Genomic DNA, 22,025 nt, shown 5'->3' with positions numbered 1-22,025 from the left:
TGGGTACGGGGGTCGGTAAGGGAGATACGAGGGTGCGTCGGGCGGTGATCGGGTGGCGGTGATCAGGTGGCGGTGATCAGCGGGCGGTGTCGAAGACCTCGTCGCGCGTGGTCGCGAGGGCGCTCTCCAGCGCGCCCCGCAGTACGGGACGGTGCTGGACCTCACCGATGAGGAGCCGGGGGCGGGACGCGGCGAGTTCGGCCAGCTCCGCCTGGACGAGTGCGCGCAGCGGCTCACCGCCGGCGGCGGTCACCCCGCCCGCCAGGACGATCAGTTCGGGGTCGAGTACGGCGGTCACGGAGGCGAGACCGGTGGCGAGCCGCTGGGCGTACAGCCGCAGCAGTTCGGCCAGCCGGTCGTCCCGCTCGTACCCGGCCGCGGCCCGGCGCAGCAGCCCGGCCGCCACCTCGGCGTACGGCGTCTCGGGGGTGTCGATGCCGAGCGTTTTCGCGAGCCGTGGCACGGACTGGGCACCCGCCAGCTCCTGGAAGCCGCCGCTGTTCGCCCGGACCACCTGGCGTACCAGCGGAGTTCCGGGGACCGGCAGGAAGCCGACCTCGCCGGCGCCGCCGGTGAAGCCGCGGTGCAGCCGCCCGCCGATGAACAGGGCGGCGCCGAGGCCGTCCTCGTTCCACAGCAGGACGAAGTCCTCGTCGCCGCGGGCCACTCCGAGGCGCTGCTCGGCGACAGCCGCGAGGTTCACATCGTTCTCGTACTCGACGGGCATCGGCAGGGCCGCGGCCAGCTCGTCGAGGAGCGTGGTGGAGTGCCAGCCGGGCAGATGGGACGCGTACCGCAGCCGGCCGGTGGACGGATCGAACGCGCCGGGCGTACCGATCACCACCCGGCGCACATCGGCGACGGCGAGACCGGCGGCCTTCACGGCCCCCTCCAGCGCGTCCGTGACCTGACGGACCACACTGTCGGCGCGCCGCCCCGGCGTGGGCAGTTCGAACTCCCCGACGGTCGTACCGGTGATATCGGCGACGGCGGCCAGGATCCGCCGCGGCCTCACATCGAGCCCCCCGGCGTACGCGGCGCGCGCGTTGACCGCGTACAGCTGGGCGTTGGGCCCCGGCCGCCCCTCGGTGGTCCCGGTGGCGACGACCAGGCCGGCCGCTTCGAGACGGGCGAGCAGCTGGGAGGCGGTCGGTTTCGAGAGCCCGGTGAGCTTGCCTATCCGGGTCCGCGAGAGCGGGCCGTGGGCGAGCAGCAGATCGAGCGCGGCCCGGTCGTTCATGGCCCGCAGCACACGCGGTGTGCCCGGTGACGGAGTGGGTGATCCGGTCGGATCGGTCACGGACTCGGCACCTGCCCTTCCACTGCTCGCTCTCCCGACGACACTGTTAGGAAAGTTTCCTATTGGGTGCGAGGAAAGTAGGCCGGAAGCCTCGAAGGCGTCAATACCCTCCGACGCACGACACCCCCGCGGCAACCAAAGCGTTACCTGCGGGGGTGCGTGAAAGCGGGGATGCGTGAAAGGGGAGGCGCTGTGCCTGAAGGGGCCGCGCTACTTCGCCAGGTTCGGGGGCGGGGTGATCGGGGCCGCCGCCATGGACTGCGGGGACGTCGGGCTCGCCAGCGCCGACGGCGCGGACACCCCCGCCGCGGGGTCCGCCGTCGTGGCCGTCTCCGTCGCGGGGAGCAGGCCGCCGACGATCTGGATGCCCGCCTCGTCGAAGGCGCGCTTGATCCGCCAGCGCAACTCGCGCTCCACGCCCAGCGCCTGGCCCGGCATCGTCTTCGCCGAGAGCCGCACCGTCATCGAGTCCAGCAGCACGGCGTCCAGCCCCAGCACCTCGACCGGGCCCCACAGCCGCTCGTTCCACGGGTCGTCCTTGGCCATCTTCTCGGCGACGCCCGCGATGACCGTACGGACCTTCTCCAGATCCTCCGTCGGGCGCACCATCACATCGACACCCGCCGTCGCCCAGCCCTGGCTGAGGTTGCCGATCCGCTTGACCTCACCGTTGCGTACGTACCAGATCTCGCCGTTGTCGCCCCGCAGCTTGGTGACCCGCAGCCCGACCTCGATCACCTCGCCGGAGGCCACCCCGGCGTCGATGGTGTCCCCGACGCCGTACTGGTCCTCCAGGATCATGAAGACCCCGGACAGGAAGTCCGTCACCAGATTGCGCGCCCCGAACCCGAGCGCCACCCCCGCGACGCCCGCCGAGGCCAGCAGCGGGGCCAGATTGATATTGAGCGCGCCCAGCATCATCAGCGCCGCCGTGCCCAGGATCAGGAACGAGGTGACGGACCGGAGCACCGAACCGATCGCCTCCGACCGCTGCCGGCGCCGCTCCGCGTTCACCAGCAGCCCGCCGAGCGTGCTGCCCTCCACGGCCTGCACGCTGCGGTTCATCCGGTCTATCAGCTTGGTCAGGGCGCGCCGGATCACATGGCGCAGCACGAGCGCGATCACCAGGATCAGCACCATCCGCAACCCGGTGCTCAGCCAGACAGCCCAGTTCTCCTCCACCCAGCTCGCCGCGTCGTTGGCCCGGTCCGCGGCCTCGTCGAGAGTGACGGTGTCGGACGACGGACCGGCGGCCGGCAGGGCGGACCAGGACACGACAGAAACCTCCAGGTATCGCGGGGATCGCCCACCACACTAACGGGGCAGTCGGGCCCGACCGCCGCCCCGGAGGCCGGAGAGACGCGCCTCACGTATGTCACCCACGGTCCTTCCGGGGCCCCCGGGAGGGCCTGTACGCCGTGCGGGAGCCGTCATGTGGGCGTCATGTGGTCGAAAACACTCATAGCCCGTTACCTGGACGTGGTGGCGTTTCGACCAGGCATGAGGAGAGACTGAGAGCAGATCGTCCCGGCGCGAGCCACGTGCCGCCGGCGTACAAGGAGGCATCCGTGCCGCATGTCCTGGTCCTCAACGCGTCGTACGAGCCGCTCGGCGTCGTACCGCTCCGCCGCGCGCTCGTCCTCGTCCTGGAGAACAAGGCACTCTGCCTCGAGGAATCCGGCGCCTTCATGCACAGCGAAACCCGTGTCATCCCAGCCCCCAGCGTCGTACGGCTGAAGCGCTTCGTGCGGGTCCCCTACCGGGGGCCCGTTCCGCTGACCCGCCGTGCGCTCTTCGCCCGTGACGGCGGTCGCTGTATGTACTGCGGTGGCGTCGCAACCAGCGTCGACCACGTCATCCCGCGCAGCCGCGGCGGGCAGCACCGGTGGGACAACGTGGTGGCGGCCTGCCGCCGGTGCAACCACGTCAAGGCGGACCGCCACCTGCGGGAACTGGGCTGGCGCCTCAACCACCAGCCCGCCCCGCCGTCGGGCCTGGCCTGGCGCATCATCGGCACGGGCCACCGGGATCCACGCTGGATGCCGTACCTCCAGCCGTACGGCGCGGAGGACGCGGTGGCGCGCATCGACGCACCGAGGGCCTCTTAGGGCCTGTCCGCGGGGGTGCGGGGCGGGGGAGGCGCCACCCCGTACACCTCCACCGAGAAGAGCGAGTACCCGAACCGCGTCCCCCGCCCCTCTCCCTGCACCCGCACGAACCTCGTGTCCTTCGCGTCCATCCCGACCGACTCCCGTCCGCCCTCGCCGTCCTCGACTGCCACGGCCGTCCGCCACGTGCGCCCGTCCGGCGAGACCTGGATCCGGTAGGCGCTCGCGTACGCCTCCTGCCAGTGCAGTACCACCCGGCCCACCCTGGCCGGCCGTGCCAGCTCGACCTGCCACCAGGCGCCGTCCTCCACGGGCGAGGACCAGCGGCTGACCGGGTCGCCGTCGATCGCGGCGGCGGCCGGGAAGTCGGGCGTCTCGTCGCCTGACGACGCAGCCGTGCCCGTACGCGCCAGATCCGGGCCGCCGGTCAGGGGCGCGGCCCGTACCGTGAGGGTGCGCTCCTCGCCGGCGAAGGTGAGCGGCACCTCGTACGTACCGGCCGGGGTGCCCGCGGGGACACTGACCCGCACCGGGACGTTCGTACGGGAGCCGCGCGGCACCGTCGTCTCCTTGGGCACCGTCACCCGAATGCCGGAAGGCGGCTTCGCCTTGAGCGCGCCCCGCACCTCGCCGGGCCGCCGCGCGGCCAGCCGCGCCTCGACCGTCTCCGGCTCCCCGCCGATCTGGGCGTCCGCGGCGCCGCGCGGCAGGTCGAGGCTGGCCCGCGGTTCGTCGGCGAACCAGGGCACGACATGCCGTACGGACGGCGCGGCCCCACCGGGACCCCCGGGCCCGGCGCCCGCACCGGGCCAGACGATCCGTACCGCGTCGACCCGCTGCCCGTTCAGCCCCTTCGCGGCCGACTCGGTCCAGCCGCTCGTCGACAGCGGCCCCAGCGCGCGCCAGCCCTGGCCGGGGACCCGGGCCTCGACGGCCGCGCCGGCGCCCGTGCCGGGCTCGGTCATCGTGTTGACCGCTTCCAGGGGCCTGGCCCGCCCCAGCTCGACGGTGTAGGACCGCGCGTCCTGGGCGACGCCCGCGCGACCCGCGCGCGCGCCGCCCGCCGCGCGATCCGCTCCCGTCCAGGCCGACGACTCCTTCGCCGCCCGCTTCAGGAACGGCCCCAGCACGCCGTCGCCGACCGTCACCGGGCTCGCCGCCGCGGCCTCGCGCAGCGGCTCCAGATCCACCGAGGCCCGCCATGCCGCCGCGCCGTCGCCGCGGTCCTGGGCCCGGAGCATGTCGACGGCCAGTTCGCCCGCGGTGCCGTACCGCGCGAGCTGGTCGAGCCAGGGCCGCACCTCGTCGTCCAGCTGCCCGCCGGCCGCCCCGGAGAGCCGCCTCGGGGCCTCCCGCATCACCGTGAACGCGGCCTTCAGCCTGCTCGCCGCCGCGCTTCTGGCCGCCGTGTCCGTGCCCGTACGGGACCGCCAGAACGCGCCCAGCAGCGGCTTCAGATACGCCGACTCCGACGGGCTGAGAATCGACGAGGCGTCATTGCCCGCGAGCGCGCCCAGCGCCTCGCGCGCCCCCTCGTCCTCGCCCGCGAGATCGTCTATCGCCGCCCGCCAGGACGTCTGCGGCTGGTAGCCGCGCGGGTTCCAGGCGTAGTCGGCCGCCGTGAACAGCGGGATACGGGACGCCGACGCCTGCTCCATCGCGTTGGCGAGCAGCGCGACGGAACCGGTCGCCACGGCGGGCTCCCGGCCGGTGTACGGGCCGAGGAAGAGCCGGTCCTGCTCGTAGTCGTTGACCGGGTAGTTGTCCATGGTGACCAGCGGGTGCCTGAACGCCGCACGCGCGCCCCTCAGTTCGCGGCCGGTGATCGTGCGCGGGACGACCCCGACGCCCGTCCACGCGACCTGCACCCGCGCGTCGAGCGCCCCGGCGAGCGCCGTGCGGTAGTCCGTGGCGCCGTCCTGGTAGTACTCGGTCGGCATGACGGTGAGCGGCTCGGCGCCTCCGTACCGGTCCGCCAGATGCCCGGCCAGCGCGTTCGCCATCCGGGACTGTGCCTCGGCCGCCGCCGCCGGTCCCGAGCCGAAGGTCTCCGCGTCCTGGTCGCAGTGCCACTCGCTGTAGCTGACGTCCTGGAACTGGAGCTGGAACGCGCGCACGCCCAGCGCCCACATCGCGTCGATCTTGCGGATGAGCGCCTTGAGGTCCGCGTCCGAGGTCATGCACATGGACTGGGCGGGGGAGACGGCCCAGGCGAGCGTCACATGATTGCGCCGGGCGCGTTCGGCCAGCTCACGGAATTCCGCGCGCTGCGCCGCCGGATACGGATCGCGCCAGCGCGCCTGCCGGTACGGGTCGTCGCCCGGCGCGTAGAGGTACCGGTTCTGCTTGGTGCGGCCCATGAAGTCGAGCTGCGCCAGCCGCTGCCGGTGGTCCCAGGGCTGCCCGTAGAACCCTTCCGTCGTGCCGCGTACGGCGGTTCCGGGCCAGTCGCGCACGACCACGCCGGGGACGGCGGCCCGGTCGGCCGCCCGGCGCACGATCAGCTGGCGCAGGGTCTGCGCGGCATGGAAGAGGCCGTCCTCGCCGACGCCGTCCAGGGCGACCGTCCCGCGGCCCGCGACGGTGCCCACGGCGATCCGGTAGCCGCCGGAGGGAAGGTCGGCGCGCTCGGGCGCGCGCAGGGCGCGCAGCGCGTCCCGCGCGCCGTTGCCGCCCGCGAGTACGACGGGCCCGCCGGCCGGAGACGGCGTCCCCGAGGACGAGGCGGTGCGGACGGTACGCACCCCGGCCGCCCGCAGCAGATCCGCCAGGGCCTGTACGGCGTACGGGTCGGCGTCCGCCCCGGCGACGACGGTCACCTCGTTGCCGAGGGTGACCGCGCTCCCGGCCGCCCTGATCGTCTGGGGCCGAGGCCAGACCGCGGGCACCGCCACCTCGCCCTCGCGGTCGGGGGTGGTGGCCGCGGGCGATCCGGGGGGCCGGGGGGCGGCCTGCGCGCTCGGCGCGGTGCCGAGCAGTCCGCCGATCACGGCGACCGCGACGGCGGTCGTGGTCCGCTTTCCGCGCCCGAGCTGCATGCCTTGTCCCCTCATGCGCACTGGTTTCGCTTCCTGACACCGCCAACGTCCCGCCGGAGTCCCGACAAGCGAGCCGTCGAGCGGCACCGAGCCCACCACCCCCGTGGTGAGGGTGTCAATGCGCGTGGCCGTTGTGTCGCAAATGCCCGTTTGTGATAGGCAGGACCTTCAACTGCCGCACGGGGAACGGATCGTGACTCGACACACGTTTACGGGGCGTACACGTCTGCCGCTCCGCCCGCTGGGTAGGGCTGCTGTGACCTGTTCCCTGTTCCTTGGAGGCGCCGTCATGGCCGCATCCGCACAGCTCCTGTTCTCCGCCCTCTCCAAACAGGCGGGGCCCGCCCCGCTGACCAGCGAGCCCCCGCTCGGTGGCGTCGGTGCGGGACCCCTGACCAGCGAGCCGCCCCTCGCCGACGCGGCGCCCCTCACCAGTGAGCCCCCGCTCGCCGGCGCCGCCCCGCTGACCAGCGAGCCGACCGCTCCCGGCATGGCGGGTGGCACGGAGTCCCCAGGAGTCTGACCGTCCGAACGGAGTGCGTATGGGTCTGGCCAGGCTCGCCGAGCTGCACGGTGTCGCCACCGCGCACTCACCTTCCCCGGGCGTCACCGTCCCGGTCCCCGACGACACCGTGATCGCGGTGCTCGCCGCGCTGGGCGTCGACGCGTCCACGCCCGAGGCGGTGGACGACGCGCTCAGCAGCGCCGAGTCCGCCGGGGCGAGGCGGCTGCTGCCCGCGACGCTGGTGCTGTGGACCGCACGGGACCGTGCGCCGGGCGCCCCGGGCGAGTCCCCCGTCCCCGAGTCCCCCGTCCCCGAGTCCCCCGCCCTCGAATCCCCTGTCCCCCTTGCCGCGCCCCCGCCGCCCCCCGAGCTGCCGCCCGCCCTGGCCACGCTTCCACCGGGCTCCGTGCTCAGGGTGGAGACGGAGGAGGGCGAGTCGGTGGAGCTGCCGCACTCCGCCCCCGAGGACCCCGCAGCCTGGGCGAAACTCCCGCTCGGGGTGCACCGGCTGGCCGTCGAGGCCCCCGACGGGCGTACGGCCTGGGTGGTGCTGATCATCGCGCCCGCGCGGGTGCCGCAGCCGCCCGCCCGCACCCATGGCTTCCTGGTGCAGCTCTACTCCCTGCTCTCCGCCCGCTCCTGGGGCATGGGCGATCTGGGCGACCTCGCCGAGCTGGCCGGCTGGTCGGGCCGGACCCTGGGAGCCGGGTTCGTCCAGATCAACCCGCTGCACGCGGCCGTACCGGGCGATCCCACCGACCCCTCCCCGTACCGCCCCTCCTCCCGCCGCTTCCCGGACCCGGTGCATCTGCGGATCGAGGACGTCCCCGAGTACGCGTATGTACGGGGAGCCGACCGCGCGCGCCTCGACGCGCTGGTGGAGCGGGCCGCTGCCCTGCGGGAGTCCGTCCTCGACAAGACCCCGGGCAAGGGCGCGCTGATCGACCGCGACGCCGTGTGGGCGCTCAAGCGCGCGGCCCTGGACATCCTGGACACGGTCCCGCTCGGCCCCGGGCGGCGCGCCGCCTACTGGGACTTCCTGGCCGCGCAGGGCCGGGCCCTGGAGGATCACGCCACCTGGTACGCGCTCGCCGAGGTGCACGGCCCGGAGTGGCACGAATGGCCGGAGGCGCTGCGGGACCCGCGCTCCGCCGAGACGGCCGCGGCCCGCCGGGAGCTGCTCGACCGGATCGACTACCACTGCCGGCTGGCCTGGCTGACCGACGAGCAGCTGGCCGCCGCGTCACGGACCGCCGTGGACGCGGGGATGGCCGTCGGCATCGTCCATGACCTCGCCGTCGGGGTCCATCCGGGCGGCGCCGACGCCTGGGCCCAGCAGGACGCCTTCGCCGCGGGCATCTCGATCGGCGCGCCGCCGGACGCCTTCAACGCGCTCGGCCAGGACTGGGGCCTGCCGCCCTGGCGCCCCGACGTACTGGCCGCGTCCGGGTACGCCCCGTTCCGCGGGCTGCTCCAGGGCCTGCTGCGGCACGCCGGAGCGCTGCGGATCGACCATGTGATGGGACTGTTCCGGCTCTGGTGGGTGCCCCAGGGCCAGGACCCCACCCGGGGAACGTATGTCCGCTACGACGCCGAGGCGATGCTTGCGGTCCTCGCCCTGGAGGCGCACCGCGCGGGCGCCGTCGTCATAGGGGAGGACCTGGGCACGGTCGAGCCCGGCGTCCGCGAGGCGCTCCGGCGGCGCGGGGTGCTCGGCACGTCCGTGCTCTGGTTCGAGCGCGACTGGGGCGGTACGGGCCGCCCGCTGCCGCCCGAGAGCTGGCGCGAGGGCTGTGTGGCCACCGTCACCACCCATGATCTGCCGCCCACGGCGGCCCGGCTCACCGGTGAGTACGCGGAGCTGCGCCACCGGCTCGGTCTGCTCACCCGCCCGCTGGAGCAGGAGCGGGCGGAGGAGCAGGCGGAGCTCGCGGAGTGGCTGGGTTCCCTCGCGCGCCTGGGGCTGCTGCCCGGGGGCGGCGGGGACGAGGAGGAGGAGATCCGCGCCTTCTACCGCTTCCTGACGCTCACACCGGCACGGATGACCGGGGTCTGGCTGCCCGACGCGGTCGGTGACCGCAGACCGCAGAACCTGCCGGGCACCTGGAACCAGTACCCCAACTGGCGACTGCCGGTGGCCGACGCCGAGGGCCGCCCGGTGAGCCTGGAGGAACTGGCCGCCTCGCCCCGGCTGCACGGCCTGATGGAGGTTCTGCGCGCCCCCTGAATCGCGGTACGGCACCCCGGGCGCGCGGCCCGCGGACGGGTTCGCTACGTTTGCACCGTGGACAAGAAGAACGCTCTGCGCGCCGGCGCCCTGGCGACCGGTACGACGCTGATGATGCTGCTCATGTCGTCCCCGGCGCTCGCGCTGACCCGGGACGACGGCGACGACCCGGGTCCGGGCCTGAGTGTGGGCGAGACCCTCGGCCTGTTCGTGGTCGCGCCGCTGGTGATCTTCGGCATCATCGCCGGTCTGGTGATGGTGCTCGACAAGTCGCGCAAGCAGGCCTGACCCACCGGGACTTCCCACCGGGACTCTCTGGGCGTCGCCCGGCACCTCATGTGCCGGGCGGCGCTTCTGTGCGTCCTGCCGATGCTGTACGGGGCGAGCCGACCGGCTGACCGGCGGACCGGCCGGCCTCCATACGGAGACGGGCGGGCCGGGGAACGGTCCCGCAGGACCCGCCCCGGCCCGCCCGCTCTCGAAACGGCGCTACGCGACGGCAGCCGCCGCGTCCGCCTCCTGCGCCTTCAGCGCGCGCTCGACGCCCGACCTCGACTCCGAGATCAGCCGCTGGAGCGCCGCGTTCGGGCTCGCCGAGGCGAGCCAGGCGTCCGTCGCCTCCAGCGTGGCGCCGGAGACCTGGAGCGACGGGTACAGACCGACCGCGATCTGCTGGGCCATCTCGTGCGAGCGCGACTCCCAGACCGTCCCGACCGCCGCGAAGAACTTCTCCGTGTACGGGGCCAGCAGCTCACGCTGGTCGGTCTGGACGAAGCCGCTGATCACGGCCTCCTGGAGGGCGTTCGGCAGCTTGTCGCTCTCCACCACCGACGCCCATGCCTCCGCCTTCGCCTCGGCCAGCGGGCGCGCCGAGCGGGCCGCGGCGGCGTGACGTTCGCCCGCCGCCGTGCGGTCGCGCTCGTACTCCGCGGAGATCTCCTCCTCGTCGTGCAGCCCCACTGCCGCCAGCCGCTGTACGAACGCCCAGCGCAGCTCGGTGTCGACGGCCAGGCCCTCGACCGTCTCCGTACCGTCGAGCAGGCCCTGCAACAGGTCGAGCTGCTGCGGCGTGCGCGCCGTCGCGGCGAACGCGCGCGCCCACGCCAGCTGGTGGTCGCTGCCCGGCTCGGCCGCCCGCAGATGCGCCAGTGTGGCGTCCGTCCACCGGGTCAGCCCCGCCTCGCGCCACTCGGGCGCCGCGTACAGGTCGAGCGCCAGCTTCACCTGGCGGTGCAGCGACTGCACCACCCCGATGTCCGACTCCTTCGTGATGCCCGAGAGCACCAGCTCCAGATAGTCGCGCGTGGCCAGCTCGCCGTCGCGCGTCATGTCCCAGGCCGACGCCCAGCACAGCGCGCGCGGCAGCGACTCCTCGAAGTCGCCGAGGTGTTCCGTGACGACCCGCAGCGACTCCTCGTCGAGCCGGACCTTCGCGTACGACAGGTCGTCGTCGTTGAGCAGGATGACGGCCGGACGCGGGGTGTCCGCCGGGAACGGCACCTCCGTGCGCTCGCCCTCCACGTCCAGCTCGATCCGGTTCGTACGGACGAGCTTGCCGTTCCCGTCCAGGTCGTAGCAGCCGATCGCGATCCGGTGCGGACGCAGTACGGGCGCGCCCTTGGCACCCGCCGGCAGCGCCGGGGCCTCCTGCCGTACGGCGAGCGAGCTGACCCGGCCCGACGCGTCCAGCTCGATCTCCGGGCGCAGCACATTGATGCCGGCCGTCTCCAGCCACGCCGTCGACCAGGTCTTCAGATCACGCCCGGAGGTCTCCTCCAGCGCGCCCAGCAGATCGGACAGCCGGGTGTTCCCGAACGCGTGCGCCTTGAAGTACGCCTGCACGCCGCTGAAGAACTCGTCCTGGCCGACATACGCGACCAGTTGCTTCAGCACGGACGCGCCCTTGGCGTAGGTGATGCCGTCGAAGTTGACCAGCACATCGTCCAGATCGCGGATGTCCGCCATGATCGGGTGCGTGGAGGGCAGCTGGTCCTGCCGGTAGGCCCAGGTCTTCATGGAGTTGGCGAACGTGGTCCAGGAGTGCGGCCACTTCGAGCCCGGCGCGTACGCCTGGCAGGCGATCGAGGTGTATGTGGCGAACGACTCGTTCAGCCACAGATCGTTCCACCACTCCATGGTGACGAGATCGCCGAACCACATGTGCGCCAGCTCGTGCAGGATCGTCTCGGCCCGCATCTCGTACGCCGCGTCCGTCACCTTCGAACGGAAGACGTACTGGTCGCGGATGGTCACCGCGCCCGCGTTCTCCATCGCGCCCGCGTTGAACTCCGGCACGAACAGCTGGTCGTACTTGGCGAAGGGGTAGTCGTAGGCGAACTTCTCCTGGAACCAGTCGAAGCCCTGCCGCGTGACCTCGAAGATCGCGTCCGAGTCCAGATACTCCGCGAGCGAGGGCCGGCAGTAGACGCCCAGCGGCACGGACTGCCCGTCCCTCTCGTACGAGCTGTGCACCGAGTGGTACGGACCGACGATCAGCGCGGTGATGTACGACGAGATGCGCGGCGTCGGCTCGAAGACCCAGACATGGTCCTTGGGCTCGGGTGTCGGCGAGTTGGAGACGACGGTCCAGCCCTCGGGGGCCTTCACGGTGAACTGGAAGGTCGCCTTCAGGTCGGGCTGCTCGAACGAGGCGAACACGCGCCGCGCGTCGGGCACCTCGAACTGCGTGTACAGATAGGCCTGTTCGTCGACCGGGTCGACGAAGCGGTGCAGCCCCTCGCCGGTGTTGGTGTAGGCGCAGTCCGCGACGACCCTCAGCTCGTTGGGGCCCTCGTGCAGATGCGTCAGCGCGATCCGCGAGTCCCGGAAGACGGCGGCGACGTCCAGAGAGGTGCCGTTCAGCACGACCTCATGGACGGCGGGCGCCACCAGATCGATGAAGGTCTCCGCCCCGGCCTCCGCGCTCCGGAAAAGCACCGTGGTCACGGACCGGTAGGTGCCGCCCTCCTGTGCGCCGCTGAGATCGAGCTCGATCCCGTACGAGTCCACGGTGAGGAGGCGTGCGCGCCGCTGCGCCTCTTCGCGGGTCAGATTTGTGCCAGGCACCCGGGTCATCTCCTCGGTATGTGACTTTTTCCGACATCCTTCCATGCCGCCCCCGGGCGTGCGGTAGCCGGTTTTACCGGCTGACCGACGTCGAACCGGTGCGGGGCGGGATCCCCGTACGGCTCGTACGTGAGGGACCCCGCCCCGCCTGCCCGACGCGCTGAGCGGACCGCTCGGCCCGCCGGCCGTCAGCCCTTGAGCTCGGCCGCGACCAGCTCGGCGATCTGGACCGCGTTGAGCGCCGCGCCCTTGCGCAGATTGTCGTTGGAGAGGAACAGCGCCAGCCCGTTCTCCACGGTCTCGTCGTTCCGGATCCGGCCCACGTACGACGCGTCCTTGCCGGCCGCCTGGAGCGGCGTCGGGATCTCGGACAGCTCGACGCCGGGCGCGTCCTTCAGCAGCTCATAGGCGCGCTCCACGCTGACCGGGCGGGCGAAGCGGGCGTTGACCTGGAGGGAGTGGCCGGTGAAGACCGGCACCCTGACACAGGTCCCGGAGACCTTCAGCTCCGGGATCTCCAGGATCTTGCGGGACTCGTTGCGGAGCTTCTGCTCCTCGTCGGTCTCGGAGGAGCCGTCGTCCACGAGGTTGCCCGCGAGCGGGACCACGTTGAAGGCGATGGGGCGCTGGTAGACGGCGGGCTCCGGGAAGTCGACGGCCGCGCCGTCATGGGTGAGCCTGTCGGCCTCGGCGACGACCTTCTGCGCCTGGCCGTGCAGCTCGGCCACGCCGGAGAGTCCGGAGCCGGAGACGGCCTGGTAGGTCGTGGCGACCAGCGCGGTCAGCCCGGCCTCGGCGTGCAGCGGCCGCAGCACGGGCATGGCGGCCATGGTGGTGCAGTTCGGGTTGGCGATGATGCCCTTGGGACGGTTCTTGATCGCGTGCGGGTTGACCTCGGCGACGACCAGCGGGACCTCGGGGTCACGGCGCCAGGCGGAGGAGTTGTCGATCACGACGGCGCCCTGGCCGGCGACCTTCTCCGCGAGCGCCTTCGAGGTGGCGCCCCCGGCGGAGAAGAGCACGATATCCAGCCCCGAGTAGTCGGCGGTGGACGCGTCCTCGACCGTGATCGACGTGCCCTGCCACTCGATGACGGACCCCGCCGACCGCGCGGAGGCGAAGAGCCGCAGCTCGGCGACCGGGAAGTTCCGCTCGGCCAGGACCCTGCGCATGACTGTGCCGACCTGACCGGTGGCTCCGACGATTCCGACCTTCACTGGGGCTCCTTCATTCGCGACTGTCCCGGGCACATGTCCCGCTTCATCATGCGTCTGTCCCGGGGCGGCTTGTCCAATCCATTGTCCAGGGAGCGGACAAAAGGGCCGGACAGGCAGGGCGGGCAGGAAGGCGCGCAGGGGAGACGGGCAGGGGAGACGGGCAGGGGAGGCGGGCAGGGGAGGCGGGCAGAAAGGGCGGGCGCCCGTATGGACGCCCGCCCCCTGGTACCGCTCAGTTTCGCCCGTTACATCCCGTTACGGGGTAACGCTCTCGATGATCACACTGCCGGTGCCCGCGGCCGTACCGCGCGCGTTGAGCAGCTGGACCTCGCCGAAGAACTGCCGGCCCGCCGGAGCCGCGCTGTTCACCAGCACCTCGGCCGCGACCTGCGCCGAAGCGCCGCTCGCGAGCTTGACGGGACCGTCCGCCTTGACCGAGCCGAGCGAGGCCGAGTAGTACACGTCACGGTAGTCGTACGCCGTGGACCCGGCCGGGACCGCGTAGGCGTCGACGATGATCGTGTACGTACCGGCCGCCGGGTTGACCAGGCTGACGGACTCCACCGAGCCGGCCGTCGTGGACTGGCCGAGGGTCCGGCCGTCCTTCACGACATAGAGGTCGAGGTCGGCGCCCGTGTCGGCCGAGCCGCCGATCGCGACGTCGAGCCGCTCGACGCCCGCACCGATGGTGACGGTCGTCTCCTGCTGCTCGCCGTCCGCGATCGTCGGACGGGAGACCTTCGCCGAGCCCAGCGAGCCGCCGCCGAGCGTGCCGTCGATGGCGGCGAAGCCGTTGCTGACCTTCCAGGACACCTGCGCCGGGGTGCCGATCTTCGCCTCGGGGATCGTGGTGACCGCCGGGTCGAAGTCCGCGCCCATCAGCGACACGTCCAGCTTGTACGGGTTGTCCAGCAGCGGCGACGTACGGCGCGACTCGACCTCGATCTCCCAGACACCGGGCTGCGGGTCCGGGTACGAGCGCACGTCAGGACGGCAGGTGTTGGCCGGGTTCGGGTAGTTCGGGTAGCAGAAGATCGTCGAGCTGTCCTCCATCTGCACGCCGTACGGGCTGATGGCGATGAACCGGGTCTGGCTGTCCTTGGCGAGTCCGCCGAGCGCCACCTCCAGGGTCTTCGCACCCGCCGGCACCGTCACGAAGTACGACTTCGAGGCGTTGCGCTGCACCGAGCCCGCCGCCGCGAACGCGTACGCCGGCTTGGCCAGCTCCTTCGAGACGACCACGGTGGTGAGGACCTGCTTGTCCACGCCCTCCGTACGGCGGTCGTCGATCTCCAGAATCGCGCTGTGCACCCCGGCGGTACCGGGCCTGGCCTGCACGGTCACGGTCACCGGCTGGTTCAGCGGCAGCTTGATCCGGTCGCTGCCGAGCAGCCGGAAGGTCTTGTCCTTTTTGTTGTCGTACTTCCACTTCAGCCGGTGCTCCAGCGCGCCCTTGGCGCCGGTGGTCCGGGTGAGGGTGATGTCGTACGTCCGGCTCTTGCCGGCCGTCAGGCCCCCCTCGCGGTCGTACAGACCGGTGCCGAAGCCCGGGGTCTTCAGATACTGGTCAAGCGCCGTGTCGACCGGGGCCTTGACCGCGTACTCGTGGGCGGTGGCGCCCTTCTCGATCGACTTCCACGCGCGCACGACGTCGATCAGACCGGCGCCCTGCTCATGAGCCTGGAGGCCGGCGATCTCGGTGGCGCTGCTGGTGAGCGCCGTCCGCAGCGCGGCGGGGGTGAGATCGATCTTCTTCTGCTTGGCGGCGGAGAGCAGCAGCGCGCTCGCGCCCGCGGCCTGCGGAGAGGCCATCGAGGTGCCCTGGAGCATGGAGTAGCCGGGCGGCAGCTGGTAGCCCGCCTCGGCGACCGGACCGCCGGCGGTCCAGGTCTGGGTGGTGTTGATGGCCGCGCCCGGAGCGGTGAGGGTCGGCGTGAAACCGCCGTCCTCGCGGGGGCCGCGGGCCGAGAACGGCAGCAGGCCGTACTTCGTCGTCACACCGGAGCCGTAGTTGGCGGCCCAGGTCTCCTTGGAGATCGACGCGGCGACGGAGATGACCTTGTCGGCCAGGGCCGGGTCACTGATGGTGTTGGTGCCAGGACCGTCGTTGCCGGCCGAGATCACGAGCTGCACGCCGTACGTGTCGATGAGCCGCGTGTACAGCTGGGCGCGGGCGTTGTTGCCGTCGTTGAGCGGCGGCAGACCGCCGATCGACATATTGACGATGTCCACACCGCGGTTGGCGACGAGGTCGATCATGCCCTCGGTCAGCGCGACGCTGGTGCAGCCGCCGCTCCAGGAGCAGGCGCGCGAGGACACCAGCTTGGCGCCGGGGGCGGCGCCGTTCATCTTGCCGCCGAAGAGGCCGTTGGCGGCGGTGATCCCGGCGACGTGCGTGCCGTGCGCGCCCTCGATGACACCGATGTTGACGAAGTCGGACGTGGCGCCGGCCGCGTTGTAGACGACGTCCTTGCGGATCTCGACCACGAACGGGATGCGCTCGACCACCGGGGTGGCCGGGTTGTCCGTGCCGAAGTAGCCGACCTGGAAGCCGTCCTTGTACGGCTTCATGGCGGCGTCGTTGGTGAAGTCGCCGTCGTTGTTCAGGTCGACGCGTACGGTCCCGTTGGCCGGGTCGTAGAGCACGCCCCAGGTGTCGGTGGTGTCACCGTCACGGTTGAGGTCGCCCGCCATGTCGCCGCCCAGGGTGGCGTCCTCGCGGAACACGCGGTACTTGTACGAGCCGGCCGGGGCCTTCCACGTACGGCCGTCGGCCGTGAAGGACGGACCCGACACCGTGGTGTCCATCCGGCGCCAGGTGCCGTCGTTGTCGGACACCGGGTCCGTGGCGGTCACCCAGTCGACGATCTTGCGCTCGCCGGTGGTGGTCTTCTGGAGCGCGGGGTGGCCCAGGTCGACACCCGAGTCCAGGATGCCGATGGTGATACCGCGGCCGTCCGCCTTCGGGTTCTTGTTGACGAAGTCCACCGCGCCGGTCTCGAAGGACGGGTTGTACGGGTTCTTCGCCGGGGTCTTGCTGCTCGGCGCCGGGTACTTCGTGGCGGCCGAACCGCTCGCGCCCTTCGCGGCCTTCGCCGTGTCCGCCGCGGGCGTCGGGTCGTCCAGCATGATCTCCTGGTTGAGATCGATGCCGTGGACGGAGGAGAGCTTCTGGGCCGCCCTGATCGCGGCGTCCGCCTTGGCGGTGGGGAGCGTGGCCCGCACGTAGCCGAGCTTGTCGTACGTCTTGCCGACCACGGCGCCCTCGACGGCGTCCAGTTGACCGGCGACCTGCCCGGTCGCCCCCGGTGCGGTGGCGACCATCATCGTGATGTTCTTCTCGCCCTTGGCCTTCGCCTTGGCGAGCAGATCGGCGTCGGCCGCCCCGAGCTTGTCGGAAGTGCCGGAAGCGGGGGACGACTTGACGGGTGCGGCCGGGTCATCGGCCCCCGTCGCGGAGAAGGCGGGCACCGCGCCGGTGGCTATCAGCGCGGCCACCAGACCGGCGGCCGCCGCGACCCTGGCCACGCGTCTCGGCCCGGATATGGAGCTCTCGGATTCGGAGGTCATCAGCATCCCTGTGTCGTGAAGGAGACAGTCCGGAATTCGGTACCGGATGACCGCTCAGCTTTTCGTAAGTGACAGGGGTTTGTGGAGGGTTGTCAGGGGCGAGTTTTGGTCATGGCGTACACCCGCCAGTGCGGCGTGTGCGCCACCGGGGACCAATGGGGCGAAATCCGCTCCGGTGCTGGTGCTGGAGCCGACGTGCGGGGCCGGATGCCGGTGGGCGCGGGCCGGTCCGGGCCGTAACCCCGGCACCGGCCCGCGCCTTCGCCGCGTTCATCTCGGCAGGATGACCACCTGGGCGGCCGGATCCCGGTCGTTCGCCGCCCTCAGGGCCGTACGGACCACCGTCGCCTGCTGATCCAGCGCCTCCCGCAGCTTCCTGGGCGTGAGATGGACGACCGTGATCCCGAGCCGCTCCAGATGCTCGCGCTTACGGACGGCCGCCGACCACTGCTCGTCCTCGTCCTCGTCGTCCGTACGGTCGGCGGCCCGGCCGCCCGGCCTCGGTGCCCGGGTGTCCAGTTCGACGGCGACCGCCTGGTCCGGCCAGTAGGCGTCCACTCCGCCCAGACGCGGTCCGCCGGGCAGCCGCAGATCCACGTTCCACAGCGGCTCCTGGATCCCGTACACCCGCACCAGTTCATACAGCCGGCCCTCGGCCAGCGTCCGCCCCTCGGCGAGCAGGGTGTCCACCGCGTCCACCACATGCTGCCGCGCCAGCAGCCCCGACCGGCTCAGCTCCCGTACCACCAGGGCCGGTTCGCAGTGACCGGCGCGGACCGCCTCGGTCAGCAGCGCGACGACGGTGTCCGCGTCGGACGACTCCGCGACCGCGTCGGCCAGCGCACGGCCCACCGGAGCCACCGGCATCCCGTCGATCCGCTCGGGCCGCGGCAGGGAGTGGGCGCGGATCAGCCGGGCGTACCCCGTGGACCTCAGCCGCCTGGTGCGCGGTACGAGCACATCGACGTGGTCCAGCGAGAGCAGCGGGGGAGCGGACGAGAACCCGTACAGCGCCAGCGCCGCCAGCCCCGTGATCATCACCGCGCCGTACGGAGACAGCGAAGTCGCGGACGAGGACGCTGAGGTGGCGGCGGCGGCGGCGGTGGCGGACGGCGCGAGCCGGCCGGGCTGGGCGGGCACCCCCCGGGAGCTCTCCGCGCTCGGCCGCCCCGCGTACAGCAGGACCGCCTGGAGCCGCTCCTCGGCGGTCGGCGGGCCCGCGTGCAACAGGAAGACTCCCGGCAGCGGTTGCTGCCAGGGGCCGCCGGGCCGGCACTGAGCGGTGGCCCGGCCACCCGGGACACCGCGCTCACGCAGCTGCGCGAGCGAGAGCACACGACTCCGCACATCGTCGGAGAGGTGGCCGAGGTGGCTGAGGAGGCGGGGGGAGGCCGGGGTGTTGTTGTTCATGTCCCGGTGTCTCCCCCTACTCAGGCGTCCCTCTAACCCCCGTTACCCGTTTGTCGGCAAAACCGGACAAGATCGTCCTAAAGTAAGGGCGTTCGACTGCCGATCAGGGGCCCGCCCGGACGTTCCCGTGCCGTCAGCCGGCCGCCGCCGTGTCGCACTCCTGCCCGCGCAGCGCCCGCGCCAGATCGTCCGTCGCCTCCAGCACCAGCCTGCGCAGCGCGGGGGCCGCGTCACGGTGTGAATCCAGCCACGCCGTCGCCGTGTCCAGGGTCCGGCGGTCTCCCTGGAGCCCCGGGAACAGCCCGCGCACCACATCCATGGCGATCTGGATCGAGCGCTCGGCCCAGACCCGCTCGATCACCTCGAAGTACGTCGCGGCGTACGGCGCGAGCAGCTCCCGCTGGTTCGGCCGGCCGAAACCGGCGATCGTCGCCTCGGCCAGCGCGTTCGACAGCGCGTCCGACTCGACGACCTGTGCCCACGCCTGCGCCTTGACGGCGGCCGAGGGCCGGGCCGCCAGACAGCGCACCTGATGGCGCTTGCCCGACGCCGTGTCGTCGCGGGCCAGTTCGGCGTCGATGACGGCCTCGTCCGCCCGCCCGTGCGCGGCCAGCGGCCCCAGGAAGGCCCAGCGCAGCTCCTGGTCGACATCGAGACCGTCGATCTTCGCCGTACCGTCCAGCAGCCCGCGCAGCAGCTGGAAGTCCGCGTCCGACGACGCGACGGCGGCGAAGAAGCGGGCCCAGGTCAGCTGGTGTTCGCTGCCCGGCTCGGCCAGTCGCAGCTCGCGCAGCGCGCCCTCGGCCAGCAGCCGCCCGCCCTCCTCGCGCCAGGCGGGCGCCGCGTAGTGCGTGAGCGCCGACTCGGCCCAGGCGTGCAGCATCTGGAGCACACCGATGCCCGTCTCACGGCCCGCGTGGGTGAGCACCAGACCGATGAAGTCCCGGGCCGGCATGAGCGCGTCGCGCGTGAGGTTCCAGAGCGCGGACCAGCACAGGGCGCGGGCGAGCGGGTCGGTGAGGTCCGCGAGATGCGCGCGCAGGGTGTCCAGCGAGCCCGCGTCGAAGCGGATCTTGCAGTAGGTCAGATCGTCGTCATTGACGAGGATCAGCTCCGGCCGCTCCGCGCCCGCCAGTTCGGTGACGACCGTACGCGGCCCGGCCACATCCGTTTCGGTACGGGCGAACCGTACGAGCTCGCCCTCCGGCGTACGCCGGTACAGCCCGATGGCCACCCGGTGCGGCCGAAGCTCCGGATGCGACTCCGCGGCGTCCTGCACCACGGCCAGCTCGGTGATCCGCCCCTCGGAGTCGAAGATCACCTGCGGGGTGAGGGAGTTGAGCCCGGCGGTTTCCAGCCATGCGCGGGACCAGCCCGCCATGTCCCGCCCGGACGTCTCCTCCAGTACGGAGAGCAGATCCTCCAGCCGGGTGTTCCCGTACGCGTTCCGCTTGAAGTAGCGCCGGGCGCCCTCCAGGAACGCGTCCTGCCCCACGTACGCCACCAGTTGCTTCAGCACCGACGCGCCCTTGGCGTACGTGATGCCGTCGAAGTTCAGCTTGGCGTCCTCCAGATCACGGATGTCGGCCGTGATCGGATGGGTGGACGGCAGCTGGTCCGCGCGGTACGCCCACGACTTGCGGTTGTTGGCGAAGGTTGTCCAGCCGTTGGTGAAGCGGGTCGCCCCCACCTGTGTGAACGAGCCCATGAAGTCCGCGAACGACTCCTTCAGCCACAGGTCGTCCCACCACCGCATGGTCACCAGATCGCCGAACCACATGTGCGCCATCTCGTGCAGGATGGTGTTCGACCGGCGCTCGTACGACGCCTGGGTCACATGCCCGCGGAAGATGTACTCCTCGCGGAACGTCACGAGACCGGGGTTCTCCATCGCGCCGAGGTTGTACTCCGGCACGAACGCCTGGTCGTACTTCCCGAACGGATACGGGTAGTCGAAGTGGTCGTGGAAGAAGTCCAGGCCCTGCTTGGTGATCAGGAAGACATCGTCCGCGTCGAAGTGCCGGGCGAGCCCCTTGCGGCACATCGCGCCGAGCGGGATCTCCAGGACCGTGCCGTCGTCGAACGTACGGCGATAGGAATCGGTCACATAGTGGTACGGGCCGGCCAGAACCGCCGTGATGTATGTCGAGATCGGCTTCGTCTCCGCGAAGTGCCAGACCCCGTCGGTGAGCGTGCCCGCGCCATTGCTCCACGCCGTCCAGCCCTCGGGCGCGGTCACCCGGAAGCGGTACGGGGCCTTGAGGTCCGGCTGCTCGAAGTTGGCGAAGACCCGCCGCGCGTCGGCCGGCTCGTACTGCGTGTAGAGATAGACCTCGCCGTCCTCCGGGTCGACGAAGCGGTGCATGCCCTCGCCGGTCCGGCTGTACGCGCACTGCGCGTCCACCACCAGTACGTTCTCCGCCAGCAGTCCGTCCAGCGCGATCCGCGAGCCGTCGAAGACGGCGGCCGGGTCCAGCTCCGTCCCGTTGAGCGTCACGGCATTCACGCTCGGGGCGATCAGATCGGCGAACGTGGCGGCCCCGAGTTCGGCGCAGCGGAACCGGATCGTCGTCACGGAGCGGAAGGTCCGCGGCGGAGTGTCCGCTCCCGGTTCCGCCGGCCCCGGCACCTCGCCGACCGCCGAGCGCAGGTCGAGGTCCACCTCGTACCCGTCGACGGTCAGCAGGCCGGCCCGCTCGCGGGCCTCTTCGCGGGACAGGTTCTCACCGGGCACGGTCACTCCTTTGTGGCTCGCCTTCGTGGCTCGTCCGAAACAGCCACGATCCTCGCATGTGCCACGGACGCGCGGCATCCGGGAATGCCCCCGACCGGGCCGGACGTTGTTGACGTGAGGTGCGTTCGCAGCCGTTCATGAGGAGAGACATGTCCGAGAAGACTCCCGTTGACTTCTGGTTCGACCCGCTGTGCCCCTGGGCCTGGATGACCTCCCGCTGGGTCCTCGAAGTGCAGAAGGTCCGCGATATCGAGGTCCGCTGGCATGTGATGAGCCTGGCCGTCCTCAATGAGGACAAGGACATCCCCCAGGAGTACCGCGAGGGCCTTGCCAAGGCCTGGGCCCCGGTGCGTGTGGTCATCGCCGCCCAGCAGCAGCACGGTGACAAGGTGGTGGGACCGCTGTACACCGCGCTGGGCACCCGATTCCACAATCAGGGCGAGGGCGCGACCCGCGAGGCGATCGTCGCCGCGCTGGACGACGCCGGTCTGCCCGCTGACTTGATCAAATACGCGGATTCCGACACCTATGACGCCGAAGTGCGTGCCTCCCACAAGGAGGGCATCGACAAGGTCGGCCAGGAGGTCGGTACGCCCGTCATCGCCGTCCCCGGCGCGGACGGCGAGCAGATCGCCTTCTTCGGCCCGGTCGTCACCCCGGCACCCAAGGGCGAGGAGGCCGCGAAGCTCTGGGACGGCACGCTGATGGTCGCGTCGATCCCGGGCTTCTACGAGATCAAGAGGACGCGTACGCAGGGCCCGATCTTCGACTGACCCGTTGGCTGTCCGATTCCACAGAAGGACCCCCGCGAGTCACGTCCTCGCGGGGGTCCTTCCTCATTCCGCCCGCA

At 71.8% G+C, this 22,025-nt stretch carries 13 protein-coding genes; 5 read left to right on the top strand and 8 right to left on the bottom strand.

The window, feature by feature from the left end:
• Nucleotides 1-76 precede the first annotated feature (76 nt).
• Together ACFRKB_RS33510 and ACFRKB_RS33505 are read right to left on the bottom strand one after the other, a co-directional pair.
• Nucleotides 77-1,240: an ROK family transcriptional regulator gene (locus tag ACFRKB_RS33510; RefSeq protein ID WP_383110408.1), complete on the bottom strand. Its 1,164-nt coding sequence runs from the start codon at nt 1,238-1,240 to the stop codon at nt 77-79.
• Nucleotides 1,241-1,510: 270 nt separating this feature from the next.
• Nucleotides 1,511-2,575, bottom strand: a complete 1,065-nt coding sequence (locus ACFRKB_RS33505; RefSeq protein WP_383110381.1) for a mechanosensitive ion channel family protein — start codon at nt 2,573-2,575, stop codon at nt 1,511-1,513.
• Nucleotides 2,576-2,868: 293 nt separating this feature from the next.
• On the opposite strand from ACFRKB_RS33505, the gene ACFRKB_RS33500 reads away from it, so the two are divergent.
• Nucleotides 2,869-3,408 carry an HNH endonuclease gene (locus tag ACFRKB_RS33500; protein ID WP_365972665.1) on the top strand — a complete coding sequence of 180 codons (540 nt, stop codon included), beginning with the start codon at nt 2,869-2,871 and terminating at the stop codon, nt 3,406-3,408.
• On the opposite strand, the gene ACFRKB_RS33495 is transcribed toward ACFRKB_RS33500, so the two are convergent.
• The gene (locus ACFRKB_RS33495) at nt 3,405-6,446 is read right to left on the bottom strand and encodes a beta-N-acetylglucosaminidase domain-containing protein (protein WP_383110380.1); all 3,042 of its coding nucleotides are present in this window, start codon (nt 6,444-6,446) and stop codon (nt 3,405-3,407) included. The two genes, ACFRKB_RS33500 and ACFRKB_RS33495, sit on opposite strands and share 4 nt — an antisense overlap.
• 289 nt (nt 6,447-6,735) lie before the next feature.
• On the opposite strand from ACFRKB_RS33495, the gene ACFRKB_RS33490 reads away from it, so the two are divergent.
• Genes ACFRKB_RS33490 through ACFRKB_RS33480 form a run of 3 tightly spaced genes read left to right on the top strand, consistent with a single transcriptional unit; the run spans nt 6,736 to nt 9,466 of the window.
• Nucleotides 6,736-6,969, top strand: coding sequence for a hypothetical protein (locus ACFRKB_RS33490; protein ID WP_383110379.1), 234 nt, complete (start codon nt 6,736-6,738; stop codon nt 6,967-6,969).
• A 19-nt stretch (nt 6,970-6,988) separates the two neighbouring features.
• Entirely contained in the window at nt 6,989-9,178 is a 2,190-nt protein-coding gene (gene malQ / locus ACFRKB_RS33485; protein ID WP_383110378.1) for a 4-alpha-glucanotransferase, read from the top strand.
• A 57-nt stretch (nt 9,179-9,235) separates the two neighbouring features.
• Nucleotides 9,236-9,466 carry a hypothetical protein gene (locus ACFRKB_RS33480; RefSeq protein WP_129771144.1) on the top strand — a complete coding sequence of 77 codons (231 nt, stop codon included), beginning with the start codon at nt 9,236-9,238 and terminating at the stop codon, nt 9,464-9,466.
• A 201-nt stretch (nt 9,467-9,667) separates the two neighbouring features.
• Here ACFRKB_RS33480 and pepN (ACFRKB_RS33475) read toward each other — a convergent pair whose 3' ends face one another.
• From pepN (ACFRKB_RS33475) to pepN (ACFRKB_RS33455), 5 genes are all read right to left on the bottom strand, one after another.
• Nucleotides 9,668-12,244 carry an aminopeptidase N gene (pepN, locus tag ACFRKB_RS33475; protein ID WP_383110377.1) on the bottom strand — a complete coding sequence of 859 codons (2,577 nt, stop codon included), beginning with the start codon at nt 12,242-12,244 and terminating at the stop codon, nt 9,668-9,670.
• Nucleotides 12,245-12,432: 188 nt separating this feature from the next.
• Nucleotides 12,433-13,461: an aspartate-semialdehyde dehydrogenase gene (locus ACFRKB_RS33470; RefSeq protein ID WP_383110376.1), complete on the bottom strand. Its 1,029-nt coding sequence runs from the start codon at nt 13,459-13,461 to the stop codon at nt 12,433-12,435.
• A 255-nt stretch (nt 13,462-13,716) separates the two neighbouring features.
• Nucleotides 13,717-17,037: a S8 family serine peptidase gene (locus ACFRKB_RS33465; protein ID WP_383110375.1), complete on the bottom strand. Its 3,321-nt coding sequence runs from the start codon at nt 17,035-17,037 to the stop codon at nt 13,717-13,719.
• A gap of 264 nt (nt 17,038-17,301) precedes the next feature.
• Nucleotides 17,302-18,441, bottom strand: coding sequence for a hypothetical protein (locus ACFRKB_RS33460; protein ID WP_383110374.1), 1,140 nt, complete (start codon nt 18,439-18,441; stop codon nt 17,302-17,304).
• A gap of 133 nt (nt 18,442-18,574) precedes the next feature.
• A complete protein-coding gene (gene pepN / locus ACFRKB_RS33455) occupies nt 18,575-21,175 on the bottom strand; it encodes an aminopeptidase N (protein WP_383110373.1) in 2,601 nt (866 codons plus the stop codon).
• Nucleotides 21,176-21,324: 149 nt separating this feature from the next.
• On the opposite strand from pepN (ACFRKB_RS33455), the gene ACFRKB_RS33450 reads away from it, so the two are divergent.
• Nucleotides 21,325-21,948: a mycothiol-dependent nitroreductase Rv2466c family protein gene (locus tag ACFRKB_RS33450; protein WP_383110372.1), complete on the top strand. Its 624-nt coding sequence runs from the start codon at nt 21,325-21,327 to the stop codon at nt 21,946-21,948.
• Nucleotides 21,949-22,025: the final 77 nt, after the last annotated feature.

Origin of the sequence: Streptomyces scopuliridis, from assembly GCF_042790125.1 — a bacterium.
Taxonomy (GTDB): Bacteria; Actinomycetota; Actinomycetes; order Streptomycetales; family Streptomycetaceae; genus Streptomyces; species Streptomyces scopuliridis_A.
The sequence above is the reverse complement of the archived record's forward strand: the minus strand, read 5'-3'. Positions and strand labels throughout refer to the sequence as shown.

Bases quoted from the DNA above. Each gene is read 5' to 3' on its own strand.
- ACFRKB_RS33510 (WP_383110408.1), bottom strand. From the start codon at position 1,240: ATGAACGACCGGGCCGCGCTCGATCTGCTGCTCGCCCACGGCCCGCTC.
- ACFRKB_RS33495 (WP_383110380.1), bottom strand. From the start codon at position 6,446: ATGCAGCTCGGGCGCGGAAAGCGGACCACGACCGCCGTCGCGGTCGCC.
- ACFRKB_RS33490 (WP_383110379.1), top strand. From the start codon at position 6,736: ATGGCCGCATCCGCACAGCTCCTGTTCTCCGCCCTCTCCAAACAGGCG.
- malQ (WP_383110378.1), top strand. From the start codon at position 6,989: ATGGGTCTGGCCAGGCTCGCCGAGCTGCACGGTGTCGCCACCGCGCAC.
- ACFRKB_RS33465 (WP_383110375.1), bottom strand. From the start codon at position 17,037: ATGCTGATGACCTCCGAATCCGAGAGCTCCATATCCGGGCCGAGACGC.
- ACFRKB_RS33460 (WP_383110374.1), bottom strand. From the start codon at position 18,441: ATGAACAACAACACCCCGGCCTCCCCCCGCCTCCTCAGCCACCTCGGC.
- ACFRKB_RS33450 (WP_383110372.1), top strand. From the start codon at position 21,325: ATGTCCGAGAAGACTCCCGTTGACTTCTGGTTCGACCCGCTGTGCCCC.